Origin of the sequence: Neorhizobium galegae (genome assembly GCF_017877135.1) — a bacterium.
Classification (GTDB): domain Bacteria; phylum Pseudomonadota; class Alphaproteobacteria; order Rhizobiales; family Rhizobiaceae; genus Neorhizobium; species Neorhizobium galegae_A.
Map to the genome: position 1 here is coordinate 63,000 of NZ_JAGIPH010000006.1, position 15,238 is coordinate 78,237.

Consider the following 15,238-nt stretch of genomic DNA (forward strand, 5'->3'; position numbering starts at 1 on the left):
CCAGTCTTTTGCCGCTAGGAGGATTTGCGCGACGCGATATAGGCGCGCCAGCCGCCAAGCGCCGTCACCTCCTGCGCACCTTGAATGGCATAGGGTTCGCAGAGGAAGCCGGACACCTGGCTGCCATCCTCCAGCGTCACCTTGCCGATGCCAAGCGGCGCCGGAATGTTCTGCACGAAGCGCCCGAAGGCGGCGGGCGTCACTTTCCAGACCTCGACCTCGAGCCCTTGCCCCTTAAAACCGGGGTCGCGGATGAGGCCGGGCTTCGGCGGCGTGGTGTTGGGCAGCACGTAAAGCCGGTAATCCCCGGAGGTGCGGCAGGTTTTGAACAGCGTGCCGCCGGGCCCGGTCAGTTCGTGGTTGAGCGGCATGCCCGTCAGATGCGCGCCGACCACCATGATGGTGACGAGGCCGTCATCGGCTGCGGCCACTTTCGAGGCCTCCGGCAGGACTGCCACCTTGTCCTTGCCCATGCCGCAGGAGGCGGCGCGGTGGAGGGCATCGGCAAACGGCGCCAGCGCATCGTCGGAAAAGGAGGGACCGAAAAGGGTCACGCCGCTTGGCAGGCCATCCGCGCCAAAACCGCCGGGAACGGCAATGGCCGCATAGCCGAAGAGGTTGGCAAAGTTGGTATAACGGCCGAAATGGCTGTTCCTGACGATCGGATCGGCCAGCATCGCCTCCACCGTATAGGTGGTGGGCGACGTCGGCAGCATCAGCAGGTCGAGCTTTTCCCATTCGGCAAGCGCTTTCTGGCGCAGGTGCCCGAGCCTATACTGTCCCTCGAAGGCATCGACGGCATCGTAGGCCTTCGCGCCCTCGATGATCTTGCGCACCGTCGGGTCGACATCATCGGCGTTCGTCCCGAAGAAATCCTTGACCGCCGCCAGACGCTCAGCAACCCAGGGGCCATTGTAGAGCAGTTCGGCCGCCTGACGAAACGGCGCATAATCGAAGGGCACGATGGTGGCGCCCAGGGATTTCGCCCGGGCGATTGCCGCATCATAGAGCGCCTCGACGGCGACATTGCCGAAGAACTCGCGCTCCGCCCCGTCCAGCACGCCGATGCGCAGGCCGCTTGTCGGAAGTGCAACGGGCGTGGGTTTGCGGGAATAGGGATCGCCCGCGTCATAGCCCTCCATTACCTTGCGGATGGCTGCGCCATCGCCGACGGTCGCGGCAAAGACGGTCACCACATCGACGCTGCGGCAGGCCGGCACGACGCCGACATTCGGCACCAGCCCCGGCGTCGGCTTGATGCCGACAAGATTGTTGAAGGCGGCCGGCACGCGGCCGGAGCCTGCCGTATCCGTGCCGAGCGCAAAGCTTGCAAGACCCGACGCCACCGCAACGGCCGAGCCGGAGGAAGAGCCGCCCGACACATAGGCCTTGTCGAAGACCGAGCGCGGCGCGCCATAGGGCGAGCGGGTGCCGTTGAGGCCCGTTGCGAACTGGTCGAGATTGGTCTTGCCGATCACGAGGGCGCCCGCGGCTCTCAGGCGCGCCACGACGGTCGCATCCTGTTGTGCCGCGTAGGCAAAAGCCGGGCAGGCCGCCGTCGTCGGCAGGCCCGCCACATCGATATTGTCCTTTACCGCAAACGGAATACCCCAAAGCGGCAGGCTGTTTGGTTGCGGGTGGGAGACGAGCAGATCGCACGCTGCGCCACGCAGATCCTCATCCGGCGTCTCGGTGATGAACACGGCCGGATCGTCCGAGGCCTTGCGGCGGGCAATCACCTCTTCCACGAGATCGAGCGGAGACAATCCTTCGGCATAAAGCGCCTTCAGCGCAGCAAGATCGAGAATGGCGGGGATCATCTCATTTCCTCCAGAACAGAAAGCTTCATTCAAAACCTTCGCAGCAATCGACATGCCAACCCGAAATGCCGCAATTGCGGGACATCGACACTGACAGACAGCGCCTATTGCATACAATCACCCTCACAATGCCTATTTTTTAATCTTTTTTTGCTGAGTCGCAAGAGCCTCCGATTTCTTACCCGTAAGCAATCACTGAAACGTGCCCGCAAATCCCATAGCCGTCCTTTACCGCTGTGCTAGACTTCGACACTGACGCCCGGTTGTGACGAGGTTGCGATGCTTGCCACACTTGCCATGCTTCTGACCCTAAGTGCAGGTGCGCCGCCGGCGGACCTGCCAGACAAAAATCCAACGGCCACGCCTGTTGCCGCGACCGCGCCGGGCCTTCACGCAGCCGGAACAGCCCCTGGCGCAGGCGGCGGAGATGTCGATGTGGAACTGGTGCTGGCCGTCGATACCTCCCGCTCGATGGATTACGACGAGATGCGCGTCCAGCGCGAGGGCTATATCAGCGCCCTCCAGCACGGCGAATTCATCACCGCGGTGCGCGGCGGCCTCCTCGGCAGGATTGCCATTTCCTATTTCGAATGGGCCGGAGAGGTCGATCCGTCTTCGGTCATCGACTGGCAGGTGATCGAAACGCCGGAAGATGCGGCAGCCTTTGCGGCAAAGCTTGCCGCCCGGCCGATTGCCACGCAGCGGCGCACCTCGATCTCCGCCGCCATTGCCTATGGCACGACAAGCCTCGTCTCCAACCGCTATCGCGGCATGCGCCAGGTGATCGACGTGTCCGGCGACGGGCCGAACAATATCGGGGAGCCGGTGGCGCCGATGCGCGACAAGGCGGTGGAGGCCGGCGTCATCATCAACGGGCTCGCCATCATGCTGCGCCCCTCCGCCACCATGGGCGGTCTCGACAAATATTATGGCGACTGCGTCATCGGCGGGCCCGGCTCCTTCGTGCTGCCGGTCCACAACGCAGAGGATTTTGCCGTTGCCATCCGCCGCAAGCTGGTGATGGAAGTAAGCGGCCTCACGCCCGCCAAAGTTCACCGCATCGCAACCGCCGCCCGCCCCGCAACGACCGATTGTCTGTTGGGCGAGCAGCAATGGCGCGAGTTTTTCGATCCGTAAGGCGGACGCCCCTAGCGCAGGAGCCCCTGCCCGCCATCCACATAGATCTCCGTGCCGGTCACATGGCGCGAGGCGTCCGAGGCGAGGAAGACGATGACTTCGGCAACATCGGCGCTCGCACCGGGTTTGCCGTCGCGCAGGGGAATCTCGCCGGCCGGGAATTCAGCCGGGATCTTCGTTTCCTCGACATGGCGCTTGTCGGTGTTGTCGTCGATCTGCGTCTCGATCTGGCCGGGGCAGACGGCGTTGACACGGATGTGGTGGCGGCCGAGTTCCAGCGCCAGCTGCTTGACGATCGCCACCTGCGCCGCTTTCGTCGCCGTATAGGCGGTGGCACCGGGCGAGGTGAAGGTGCGGTTGCCGTTGATGGACGAGACGACGACAATGGCGCCGCCCTGTTTCTTCAGATGCGGCACGGCATGATGCAGCGTGAGATAGGTGCCGCGCAGGTTGACCGCAATCGTCTTGTCGAACTCCTCCGGCTTCAGGTCATCGATCGGTGCCCAGACGCCGTTGATCCCGGCATTCGCCACCACCAGGTCGAGACGGCCGTAATGGTCGATCAGCATCTGCAGGGCCGCCTTCATCTCGATGTCGCTTGAGACGTCGGCGGTAATGGTCAGCGCATCGCCACCCTCGGCGCGCAGCGCGTCTGCGGCTTTTTTGAGTTCGCTTTCCGTATGGCCGAGAAGCGCCACCTTGGCACCCTGCCCTGCCAGCAAACGCGCAGCCGCATGGCCAATGCCGGACCCAGCGCCGGTGACGAGAGCAACTTTCGATGTGAGGTCCATGAACCTGTCCTTTCTCTATCCGTCCCTGCGGTCTGGCGGGCGAACGGGAAGACGCCGCAAATGGTTCCTGATCGAGGCAGCGCTGCACCCGTATCCGACCGCGCGGGGATGAGATGCGGTTTCCTCGGACAGGAGCGCGAGGGGTCTTGAAAAGAAAGGTTAGCGCACTATCTATTTTTCATTAGCATACTAACCTTAAGTGCCCCATGGAAAATGACCGCAAGCTGACCGCCGACTTTCTTGAATCGCTGACCAAGGCCAGCCGCAAGATCCGCACTGCCTTCAACCAGCAGGTGACGGCCAATGGCCTGACCTATCCGCGCGCTCGCGCACTGCTTCGGCTGTCGCGGCGCGAATGCATGACGCAGAGCGAACTGGCGCTGGAACTGGAACTGGAACAGGCGACACTCGTTCGCCTTCTCGATCGCATGGAAGAAAACGGCATCATCGAGCGGCGACCGGATCTCTCCGACCGCCGCGTCAAGCAGGTGGCGCTGACGGCCCATGGGCGCGAACAGGCAGCCTTCGTGCAAGCCATCGGCGAGCGTCTGCGCGAGCGGATTTTCGAAGGTCTCGACCCTGAGCAACTCAGCACGTCGATCAACGTTCTGGAACTGCTTTCCGAGCGTGTGGCCGATCTGGAGATTTTTGATGTCGCACCCTAATGACGAGCCTGATCAAAAGCCTCTGCGGCAAGACGTGCAAAAGCGCCCCGGCCAGGAACCGATGCCGGCGCCGGCACCGTTTCAGCCGCGCCCGCCGGCGCTGATGGCAGCCTATATGCTGGCCGCCACGCTGATTGCGCTGACGCAGGGGCTTGGGCTTAGCCTTCTGTCCAACAATATCCAGCAGGTGGCGGGCCCGCTTGAAGTCACGCAGGTGGAAGCCACCTGGCTGATTGCCGCCTACATGATCCCCAATGCCAGCCTGACGCTGATGCTGTTCAAGCTGAGGGCCCAGTTCGGCCTGCGCAAATTTGCCGAAATTTCCATCGTGACCTATGCCGTCATCAGTCTTGGTCATCTCTGGGCCGGAAGTTTTGAAAGCGCGCTGGTGCTGCGCTTCTTTGCCGGGGCGGCCGCCGCGCCCATGTCGTCGCTTGCCTTCCTCTACATGCTGGAAACCGTGCCGCCGGCGCGCAAGTTGAACCTTGGCCTGTGTCTGGCGCTGACGGCGCTTGCCCTGCCGACGCCGGTTGCCGGTCTTCTGTCGCCGACGCTGCTCGATCTCGGCGGCTGGCATGCCTTTTACCTGCTCGAACTCGGGCTGGCGCTCGTCTGCCTTGCCTTCATCTACCGGCTGCCGCTGAACTCCCCGCCGCGCGCCAAGGTGATCAGTCTTCTCGATGTCGTAAGCTACGGATTTCTGGCCATCGGGCTTGGCACTGTAGCCGTCGTGCTCACCGTCGGGCGGCTCTACTGGTGGATGGAAGCGCCGTGGATCGGCTGGCTGCTGGTTATCGGCTTTGCAAGCCTGACCGTGATGGCCCTGATCGAGCTCAACCGCCGCAACCAGCTTCTCGACATCCGCTGGCTGACTTCACGCGAGATCGTGCATTTCACCGGCGTGCTGCTCGTCTTCCGGCTGATCCTCTCGGAACAGTCGAGCGGGGCGATCGGCATGTTCCGCACCATGGGCCTGCTCAGCGACCAGATGCAGGGCCTATACCTCGTCATTCTTGCCGCAAGCGTCGTCTCGGGCCTTCTCTGCGCTCTCTTGATGAAGCCCGGCCGCGAGCCCGCCATCCATGCCGCAGCGCTGATCATGCTGGCCATCGGCAGCTACATGGACAGCGGATCGACCGTGCTCACACGACCGGAACAGGTCTATGTCAGCCAGATGCTGATCAGCTTTGCGAGCGGGCTTTTCCTGCCGCCGGCCTTGGCAATCGGCTTTTCGGCGGCGTTGAAGCGCGGGCCGAACTATATCCTCAGCTTCATCATCGTTTTCCTCACCACCCAGAAGGTCGGCGGTTATCTCGGCAGCGCGCTTTACGGAACCTTCGTGCAATGGCGCGAACAGTTTCACTCGTTCCGCATTGTGTCCCGGCTTGCCGGCTCCGATCCGCTGGTGGCCGCCCGACTGCAGCAATATGTCGGCGCCTATGCGCGGGTCACGACCGATCCCGTGTTGCGCAATGCGCAGGGCGCAAGCCTGTTTTCCAAGCAAGTGCAGCAGCAGGCCTATGTGCTCGCCTATAACGACGCCTTCCTGATGACGGCCCTGCTTTCGTGCGCCGCCCTCGTCGTTCTCGTTCTCCATCTCCTCATTCGCCACAGAGATCGGTGGCTGCCCGGCCGGCCGGCTGAGGCCCCAGCCGACGCCACGGCCTGATCTCTCGTTTGCCCCCTTTGCCCCCTTCGGAACAACCTGCCATGACCCAGTTCTTTCGCTCCATCGCCACCTATGTCGCGCTTGCCATTGGCGCCGCCGGCGTGATCATCGTCCTTTTCGTCTTCAACCTGCCGCCCTTCCACGGCAGTGTCGAAACCACCAATGATGCCTATGTGCGCGGCCAGGTGACGCTGATCAGCCCGCAGCTTGCCGGCTATGTGGTGGATGTGCCGCGCAAGGACTATCAAACCGTCAAGACCGGTGACCTGATCGCGCAGATCGACGACCGCATCTACGTGCAGAAGCTTGCCCAGGCCAAGGCGGCACTTGCCAAGGAGGAGGCAGCGCTTGCCAATTCCGAGCAGGCGCGCAAATCCAACGAGGCCAAGATCGTCTCGGCCAAGGCCGCCATCGAAAGCGCCAATGCGAGCCTCACGGCGGCGCGCACCACCTATGAGCGCACGCAGGCGCTTCTCGAGCGCAATATTTCAACCCAGAGCGAATCGGAGAAGAACCGCGCCGCACTCGATCAGGCGCAGGCAGCGCTCCATCAGGCGGAAGCGGCCGAACTGGTGGCCGAACAGGACCTGAACACCACCATCGTCTCGCGCCGGTCGCTGGAAGCCGCCGTCGACAGCGCCCGCGCCGCCGTGGCACTTGCCGAAATCGACCTGCAGAACACCCGCATCACCGCGCCGCAGGATGGCACGCTCGGCGAAATATCGGCTCGCATCGGCCAGTATGTCTCGATTGGCACGCAGATCGCCTCTCTCGTGCCGGAGCGGATCTGGGTCGTCGCCAATTTCAAGGAAACCCAGCTTGCCGGCATGCAGGCCGGCCAGGCGGTGACCTTTACCGTGGACGCGCTCGGCCACCAGACGCTCAAGGGCCGCATCGAGCGCTTTGCGCCGGCCACGGGCTCGGAATTCAGCGTCATCAAGTCGGATAACGCGACGGGCAATTTTACCAAGATCGCCCAGCGCATTCCCGTGCGCATCGCCATCGATCCGGACCAGCCGTTGAAGGACCGGCTGGTGCCCGGCATGTCGGTCGTTGCCCGCATCGATCTGGCGCAGGCGCAACCGGCAGAAGCGGTTGCGGCCCGCTGAGAACGCCTAGGCCGGCTGGCGCCGTTTCAGCAGCACATTGGCGAGCACCAGCCCGACGCAGAAGACCGACAGCAGGAAGATCGCGCCGGACATGGCATAGATGGTGGGCGATGCGCCGGAATTCATCTTTCCAAACAGAACCACCGGCAGCGTGTTCTGCCGGCCGGCCAGATAGAAGGCGCGGGTAAACTCGTTGAGCGACAGAAGAAACGAGAAGATGAAGGCGCTGACAAGGCCCGGGCGGATGAGCGGCAGGGTGACATCCCGGAACTGCTGCCAGCGGTTCGCCCCCAGATCAGCCGCCGCCATCAGATAGGACCGGCGCACCACGCCAAAGCTTGTGAGAATGACGATGAAGGCAAAAGGCAGCGCCCAGAGCAGGTGCCCGCCGATCACCGTCAGCAGGCCGGCCTTGACGCCGGCGCGCTGGAAGACGGCCGAGAGCGCCAGCCCCTGGATGACGCCCGGCACGAACATCGGCAACAGCACCGTCAGAAACCAGGCGGCGCGGCGCGCATGCAGTTCCACATAGGCAAGTGCGGCCATGAGGGAAAGGAGTGTTGCGGCAAAGGCCGTGGCGGCGGCAATCAGCAGCGATTGCTCGAGCGCTGCGATCAGCTGCTTTTCGCCCGCAAGCGCCAGATACCATTTCAGCGTCACGTCTGCGACATGCGGCAGCGCCGGCTGCAGAGCCGGGTTGAACGAGACCCCGAGGAGGTAGAGCGGCGGCGCGTAGATGACGGCAAGACCGAGACAGGTAATCGTCCAGATCAGCGCGCGCGACAGCGTGCCTTCGCCCCTCATCATGACTGCCCCTCCCCGAACAGCCGGGCCAGCCCGAAGCGGGCATTGCCGGCAAGCACCACGGAAAAGATGACGAGAAGCACCACCGACGAGATGGCAAAGGCCAGCGGATAATTGGCCACCCGCATCACGTCGTTGATCATGACGGAGACGATGCTGGCGCCGGCGCCGCCCAGCATCTGCACCTCGGTGGAGGAGCCCACCACCATGACGAAGACGAAGAGAAAGCCGGCAAAGATGCCGGGCATGGTCAGCGGCACAACAATCGTCGAAAGCCGTGTCCAGAAGCCGGCGCCCAGATCCTCTGCGGCAACCAAGAGCACCGGATCGACCCTGCGCATCGACAGCAGCAGCGGAAAGGTGGCAAAGGGCAGGCAGGAGGCGACAAGCCCGACGAGGACGGCAAAATTGGAAAACAACAGCCAGTCGAGCGGCGCCGATAGAAGGCCCAGATGGATCAAGAGGTCATTGACCACCCCGGTTCGCCCCAGCACCAGCCGCCACGAGAAGGAGCGGATGAGGTAGGAGGTAAAGAAGGGCACCGTCATCAGCGCCAGAAGGATAAGAGAGAGGCGCCGTCCGGCGAGAAAATGCACCGCATAGGCGGTGGGCCAGCCGATGAGAAGACAGATCAGCGCCGTCAGAAGCGCTTTTCCCAGCGTCGAGACGATCACCATCCAGCGCCCGGCTTCCAGGATCGCTGCGTAGGAGCCGAGGTTGAAATCCGGCCGGATCCAGTAGGTCAAGGGATCCCAGGTCCAGACACTCCACACCACCACCACCATCAGCGGCAGGAAGCCGAGCACGAGAATGGCCAGAAGCGGCAGCGCCATGAGGGCAAAGGCTGGGGGGAGGCGGCGGTTCATGGGGTTCCCTGGGTTCGGCGGATGGGTTTCAGGCTGTCGGTTCTGCGGTGGTTAAGGCTGTGCCGTGGCTTTATCCCCCTCTGGCCTGCCGGCCATCTCCCCCACAAGGGGGGAGATCAATCCTGTCTGGCCTCGCGCCAGTCTTTGCTGATGCACAAAGCTTTCCAGTCGGCTTGAGGGATTAACCGTTCTGCAGGTCTCCCCCCTTGTGGGGGAGATGGCCGGCAGGCCAGAGGGGGAAGGCACGCACCACGCTTCCCTCAACCTCCCGAAAACCCGACACTCACGCGTTGCGCAGCTTCTGCCACCATTCCTCGTAAAGCTGGAAATTGTCCGGGCGGCAGTTCTGCCAGTAGACCTTGCCGGCGAACTTGGCCTTGACGTGGTCGCCGAGCGCCTGGACCTCTTCCGGCTTGTATTCCGACGGGTTTTTCTTGGCATAGGCGACATTGTTGTCGGTCGGAACCAGATAGCCGCGCGACTTGCCGAGTTCGCAGCCATAGAGCCCGGCCAGCAGACCGTTGACGAAGGTGTGGGCAGCGTCGGTGACGCCGCGATCGCCGGCGCCCTTGAGAAGCACCGTGTTGTTGCCCCAGCCCTCATAGCCTTCGACGGGCGCGGCATATTCCACCTGAAGCCCGCGCTTGCGGCCCTCGTAGACGATCGGTTCCCAGCCGGTCATGGCGTCGACTTCCTGATCCGCCACCAGCTGTACGCCCTGTTCCCAGCCGTTCCAGAAGGTGCGGAACTGGCCGTCCTTCTTGTGCTTGATGAGGAATTCCATGACGAGGCCAAGTTCGGATTCGGACAGGTTGCCGGGATCCTTGATCGGCTTGTTTTCCGATTCCTTCAGATACATGGCGGTGAAGATGGCGCTGTTGATCCAGGCATCTTCCATGGCGACCCGGCCCTTGAGCTTCTTGTCGAAGATCACGCCGTAGCTGTCGACCTTGCCGAGCTTGTCGGGGCGGTAGATGATCGAATCGGCGTTGACGACGGTCGGGATGCTGTATTGCTTGCCGTTCTGGCGCAGATAGGGAATGTCCTTGGCCCACTGCCAGATGCTCTCGTAGTTGGGGATCTTGGAGAGATCCCAGGGGATGATGACGCCCTGGCGCGCCATTTCCTTTTCTGCACCGCCCTGAAAGCCGCCGACATCGAAAAGCTCGTTGGCATTGCCGGCGGCAAGGCGGGCAAGCACCGGCCCGACATCGTTGCCGTTATCGGTAAATTCGGGCGCAACGCCCACCTGGCTTGCAAACTGCGCCCATTTTTCCCCGATATCGAGCGTGGCGGTCGCCCAGAAGGCGACACTTGCCGGGCTTTGCGCCATCGCCCGCGGCATGGCGCCAAGGCCCGCCATGGAAAATGCCGCCCCGCCGCCTGCCATCAACTGCAACAACTGGCGGCGCTTGAAATTGCTCGCTGCGGCCGAAGCCGAGTGTCTGTCCCCTGTCATGTCATCCCCTTTTCTTTTAAAAAACCTTGGTGAACACAGTCAGTCTTCAGTCATGCGGCGCCGATCAGGGATCGGCGGTTGGAATAAGCATCGCGCCACCGGCTGCGATTGTCACGGCAACGGTTTGGCCCGGCTCCGGCACCGGGCGGTCAGCCGCCTGCGTGACCACGACCGTCTGCCCGTCGGCAAAGGCCAGCGTCACGTCGTGATGCAGGCCGCGAAAGCGGCTCTCCACCATGGTCAGCATCATCCGGCCGGCGTGTTCCTGTAAAGGGATTTCGTCCTGCGATTGCAAAAAGAGCCGGTCCGGGCGCAGCGCCACCACCGTTTGCGAGGGCGCCGCGGGTCCGCCGATCCGGACCGGCACTTTCTGTCCGCAGATCAGGGCGTATGCGGCATCCCCATGCCCGGTAACACCCTGGTGTTTCAGTTGAATGTCGATCCCGACGAAGCGGGCGACGAAGGCATTGGCCGGTTGATCGAAAAAGAGCGCCGGCCGATCGATCTGCTGCAGTCTGCCCTGATGCATCACGGCCATGCGGTCAGAGAGGCTGAGCGCCTCGTCCTGATTGTGGGTGACGAGGATGAAGGTCGCGCCAGTGCGCTTGTGCAGCCGGGCAAATTCATCGCGCATCTGCTGGCGCAGCCGCTCGTCGAGCCCCGTCAGCGGCTCGTCGAGGAGAAGGATGCCGGGCTCCATCACCAGCGCACGCGCGAGCGCCACACGCTGCCGCTGGCCACCGGACAAGAGGTTCACGTCGCGCGGTCCGAAGCCCGAAAGCTCCACCAGATCAAGCGCATCCTCCACCTTGACGGCCAGCGCCTTGCCGGAGAGGCCGCGCAGGGAAAGCCCGTAGCCGACATTTTTCGCAACACTCATGTGCGGAAAAAGGCCGAGCCCCTGGAACACGGTATTGACCGGACGCCGGTTGGCCGGGATGCCCGCCATGTCGCGTCCATCAAATGTGATGCGGCCGGCGGTCGGCTGGTCGAAGCCGCCGATCAGCTTCAACAGCGTGCTTTTCCCGCAACCGGACGAGCCCAAGAGGGTGAAGAACTCGCCGGCCCCGATCGAGAGCGTCACATCGTCCACGGCCCGGACAGGGCCGAATTCACGCGTGACAGCCTCGATCCCGATCGCAATCGCCATGCTAGCCTGCCTCGCCCGCCCGCTCTGCGGCCTGCTCGGTGATGATCATGATGCCCTCCTCAGTCAACGCCAGCTGCTGGCCGGCCAGCACAAGAGTTGTGGCCGTTGGCTCCTCGACAATCAATGGGCCGGAAAGCCTCATCTGCGGGCAAAGATTTGCCCGCTGGTAGACCGGGCAGGACAGCCAGCCTTCGTCCCCGCCGAAATAGACCTCGCGGTGGCCGCTGATCGCCGCCTCCTTCGACTGAAGATCGCCGTTCATCTTCGGAATGGCAATCACCGGGCCGCTCAGAATGGCTTCCAGATGCAGCATAGTAATCTCGATGGCCGAATGCGGCAGGCGGAAGGAATAGGCCTTCTCATGGGCGGCATGGAACCGTTCGGCGAAATCCGCCTCGGTATCGGCGCGTTCGAAACGGGTGAAGACACCGTGTTCCTGACCACGGTAACGCGCCTCGATGCTGTAGGCGAAGCGGATCTCCACCTCGGCGCCCTTGGCAAAATACTCCACCGCGTCCTGTTCAAGAGCAGTAAAGCGCGTTGCTGCCGTGGCAAGCGCCTCCGGCGAGAGCGGCGAGAACCAGGTGGAGCGGAAATCGGCGCGGGGTTCGGCCGCCAGCATGCCCCAGGCGGAAAAAATGCCCGGATGCAGCGGCACGACGGTCGATTTGACGTTGAGATCACGCCCCAGCCGCGCCGCAAGCGCCGGGCCCGCGCCCCCGCTGATCACGAAGGCTGCATCGCGCGGATCATGGCCGCGCTGCACCGTGACGAGCTTCAGGGCGTTGATCATGTTGGCATGGGCAATGTCGATGACGGCAAGGGCCGCATCCTCGATCGACATGCCGAGCGGCACGGCAATCGTTTCGATGGCGGCCCGCGCCTTATCAAGATGAAGCGGCATCGTGCCGTTGGCAAAGGTGTCGGGGTCGAAAATGCCGACTGTCAGCAGCGCGTCGGAGATCGTCGGTCGGCTGCCGCCGCGGCCATAGCACGCCGGTCCCGGCAGGGAGCCTGCGCTTTCCGGGCCGACCGACAGCGTGCCGCGCTGATCGATGCGGGCAATCGAGCCGCCGCCGGCGCCGATTTCAACGATATCCACCACTGGCACCTGCACGGCGTAACCGGGGTTGATACGGCTGCGCTCCAACCGGTATTCGCTGTCGAGCGTCGGGCGGCTGTTCTTGATGAGCGAGCATTTGGCGGTGGTTCCGCCGACATCAAGCGACAGGACCTCGCTTTCGCACAGCAGCGCTCCGATGCGGGCTGCCCCCGCAACACCGCCGGCAGGGCCCGATTCCACCAGCGTCAGCGGACTTTTCACCACCTGATCGAAGGTCGCGATGCCGCCGTTCGATTGCATGGCATAATAGGGGCAGGTGAGATCGGTTTCGGTGAGCGCCTCTTCCAGCCGTTCGAAATAATACTCGATGATCGGCTGCACATAGGCGTTCAGCACCACCGTGTTGGAGCGCTCGTATTCGCGCCACTGGCGCGACACTTCATGGCTTGCGCAAATGGTGGCACAGGGCAGCGCATCGGCCAGGATATCGGCGCACAGCGCCTCGTGCTCGGCATTCGCATAGCTGTGCAGGAAGAGGATGGCGACCGCCTCGACACCTTCTGCCAGGCAGGTCTTGATGATCGGCTTCAGGTCGTCCAGCTCCAGCCGGGTCAGCACCTTGCCCCTGGCATCGATGCGCTCGCGCACTTCAAAGCGCAGATGGCGCGGCACGAAGGGCTCGGGGCTGTGGAATTGCAGATTGTAGAGATCCGGCCGGTTGCCTCGGCCGATTTCCAAGACGTCGCGAAAGCCGGCGGTGGTCACGAGTGCCGTCTTGACGCCCTTGCGCTCGGTAATGGCGTTGATCACCGTGGTGCCGCCATGGGCAAAAAACGTCACGTCGCGCCGGCGCAGACCGTCGCGGTCCTCGGCTTCGGCAATCGCCTGCAGCACGCCGCGCGACTGATCATCGACAGTGGTGAGGCTTTTGGCGGTGAAGACTTCGCCGGTCACTTCGTCATAGCCGACAAGATCGGTAAACGTGCCACCGACATCGGTTGCAAGCCTGATCATGGGTTGAGTTCCTTCTGGTATCCATAGGTGTCCCGCGCGGCCGCTTCGCTGAGCAGTCCGTCGGTCAGATCCTGTTCGATGAGATGTTTTTCGCGCTCGGTGGGCGTGCCCCAGCCACCACCGCCGCCGGTCACGATGCGCAACACGTCGCCGGGGGAAAGCGAGATATGCGGCGCGCGACCGAATTCCCGGGTGTGACCGCTGGCGCCGCAGCGAACCTGCAGGCTGTTTGCCGTGCCGGAAAGCCCTCCCGCCATGCCCCAGGGCATTGTCGCCGTGCGGCCGAAGCTGCAATAGGCTTCAGCACCCTCGGCGCGGATTTCATATTCGCGGATAATGCCAAAGCCGCCGCGCCGGCGCCCGGCGCCGACGCCGCCCTCGACGTTCAGCGCATAGCGCCTGACGATCAGCGGAAACCGTGCCTCGATCGCCTCGACGGAGTAGTTATAGGTATCGCCGTCGGTGAGCGCGATCAGCGCATTGGCGCCGTCGCGCCCTTCGCTCGCACCCCATCCGCCATGCTGCGGCTCGATATGGATGAAGGGCGCGCCCTGATCGTCACGTCCGGAAATATAGACGACGCAGAGGCTGGAATAGGAGCCGGCGGAAAAGCGTGCCGGCATCAGCGGTGCGAGCGCCTTCCACACCAGTTCCGAGGCATGCACGGAGCCTTCGTAATACCAGCCGGTCGGCGAGGGCTTTTCGGCGGTGAAGATCGTGCCGGGGGGCGCAACGACCGAGAGCGGCCGGAACCAGCCCTCGTTGGAGGGCGCCTGCGGCCCGACCAGCGCCTTGACGATGGTGCGCACGGCCGATTCCAATGCGCCGCGGGCGCAGTTGATCGGCCCGGCAACGGCCGGCGGGCAACCGGTGAAATCGGCAGTGATGCGATCGCCATCGATGGTGACGGCAACCGTCACGGGGATGGCCGCGGCACTGACGCCATCGCCATCGATCACGTCATCGGCGCGGTAGATGCCATCGGGAAGTGCGGCAATCGCCGCCCGGCTCAGCCGCTCGCTGGTCGACAGCAGCTGGGTAAAGGCGCCGCGTACGGTTAAGGCGCCGTATTTTTCCGCAATCTCGCCCATGCGGCGAGCCGCCACCCGGACTGTTGCGACCTGCGCCGTGAGATCGCCCAGCGCCACATCCGGCAGGCGGACGTTTTCGCGGATGATGTGCAGGATATCGTCGCAGAAGGCGTCAGCGCGGGCGATTTTCACGCCCGGCAGGCGAAGCCCTTCCTGGAACACCGAGGTGGCATCCGGTGCAAGGCTTCCCGGAACGGAGCCGCCGACATCGAGATAATGGGCCACATTGATCGCATAGGCAAGGAGCACGCCCTCAAAGAAGATCGGCTTGACGATGGCAAAATCGCACGCATGGGTGCCGCCGGCATAAGGATCGTTGGTCAGAAGAATATCGCCATCGGCAAGACTGTCGCCGAAACGGGCGATCAGCGCCTTCACCTGCGCGCCGAACGTGCCGGTAAACAGTGTGATGCCGTTCATCTGCGCCACCAGTTCGCCCTCGGCGGTCAGCACGCCGCAGGCAAAATCCAGAACCTCATAGATGACAGGGCTCATGCTGGTGCGGGCCATGACGATGCCCATCTCGTCAACGGTGGCCAGCAGCTTTCCCTCGATGATCTCCTGCGTGACGGCATCGATCCGACCACCGGCTGCCTGCAT

12 protein-coding genes are annotated in these 15,238 nt (G+C 63.4%); 4 read left to right on the forward strand and 8 right to left on the reverse strand.

Annotation, left to right across the window (positions count from 1 at the left end; genetic code table 11):
• Positions 1-14: 14 nt before the first annotated feature.
• On the reverse strand, positions 15-1,820 hold the full coding sequence (gene atzF, locus J2858_RS17395) for an allophanate hydrolase (RefSeq protein WP_210106106.1): 1,806 nt from the start codon (positions 1,818-1,820) through the stop codon (positions 15-17).
• 279 nt (positions 1,821-2,099) lie between these two features.
• Between atzF and J2858_RS17400 the strand changes: the two genes are divergently transcribed.
• Positions 2,100-2,957 (forward strand): DUF1194 domain-containing protein, encoded by an 858-nt coding sequence (locus J2858_RS17400; protein WP_210106107.1) that lies wholly within the window; start codon positions 2,100-2,102, stop codon positions 2,955-2,957.
• Positions 2,958-2,968: 11 nt separating this feature from the next.
• Here the strand turns inward: J2858_RS17400 and J2858_RS17405 are convergent, their stop codons facing one another.
• Complete coding sequence (locus J2858_RS17405; RefSeq protein WP_210106108.1) at positions 2,969-3,748, reverse strand: SDR family oxidoreductase; 780 nt, start codon at positions 3,746-3,748, stop codon at positions 2,969-2,971.
• Positions 3,749-3,954: 206 nt separating this feature from the next.
• On the opposite strand from J2858_RS17405, the gene J2858_RS17410 reads away from it, so the two are divergent.
• The 3 genes from J2858_RS17410 to J2858_RS17420 all read left to right on the forward strand — a co-directional run bounded on the left by J2858_RS17410 (position 3,955) and on the right by J2858_RS17420 (position 7,191).
• Entirely contained in the window at positions 3,955-4,413 is a 459-nt protein-coding gene (locus tag J2858_RS17410; protein ID WP_210106109.1) for a MarR family winged helix-turn-helix transcriptional regulator, read from the forward strand.
• 61 nt (positions 4,414-4,474) lie between these two features.
• Positions 4,475-6,082 (forward strand): MFS transporter, encoded by a 1,608-nt coding sequence (locus J2858_RS17415; protein WP_245366519.1) that lies wholly within the window; start codon positions 4,475-4,477, stop codon positions 6,080-6,082.
• A gap of 41 nt (positions 6,083-6,123) precedes the next feature.
• Positions 6,124-7,191 carry an HlyD family secretion protein gene (locus tag J2858_RS17420; RefSeq protein WP_210106110.1) on the forward strand — a complete coding sequence of 356 codons (1,068 nt, stop codon included), beginning with the start codon at positions 6,124-6,126 and terminating at the stop codon, positions 7,189-7,191.
• Positions 7,192-7,197: 6 nt separating this feature from the next.
• On the opposite strand, the gene J2858_RS17425 is transcribed toward J2858_RS17420, so the two are convergent.
• From J2858_RS17425 to J2858_RS17450, 6 genes are all read right to left on the reverse strand, one after another.
• Positions 7,198-7,998, reverse strand: coding sequence for an ABC transporter permease (locus J2858_RS17425; RefSeq protein ID WP_210106111.1), 801 nt, complete (start codon positions 7,996-7,998; stop codon positions 7,198-7,200).
• On the reverse strand, positions 7,995-8,861 hold the full coding sequence (locus J2858_RS17430; protein ID WP_210106112.1) for an ABC transporter permease: 867 nt from the start codon (positions 8,859-8,861) through the stop codon (positions 7,995-7,997). The genes J2858_RS17425 and J2858_RS17430 overlap by 4 nt, the downstream gene beginning before the upstream one ends.
• 283 nt (positions 8,862-9,144) lie before the next feature.
• On the reverse strand, positions 9,145-10,320 hold the full coding sequence (locus tag J2858_RS17435; protein WP_210106113.1) for an ABC transporter substrate-binding protein: 1,176 nt from the start codon (positions 10,318-10,320) through the stop codon (positions 9,145-9,147).
• Between the two features lie 64 nt (positions 10,321-10,384).
• Positions 10,385-11,470 (reverse strand): ABC transporter ATP-binding protein, encoded by a 1,086-nt coding sequence (locus J2858_RS17440; RefSeq protein WP_210106114.1) that lies wholly within the window; start codon positions 11,468-11,470, stop codon positions 10,385-10,387.
• A gap of 1 nt (position 11,471) precedes the next feature.
• Positions 11,472-13,547 carry a hydantoinase/oxoprolinase family protein gene (locus tag J2858_RS17445; RefSeq protein WP_210106115.1) on the reverse strand — a complete coding sequence of 692 codons (2,076 nt, stop codon included), beginning with the start codon at positions 13,545-13,547 and terminating at the stop codon, positions 11,472-11,474.
• Positions 13,544-15,238 (reverse strand): hydantoinase B/oxoprolinase family protein, encoded by a 1,695-nt coding sequence (locus J2858_RS17450; RefSeq protein WP_210106116.1) that lies wholly within the window; start codon positions 15,236-15,238, stop codon positions 13,544-13,546. Before J2858_RS17450 ends, J2858_RS17445 begins: the two co-directional genes overlap by 4 nt.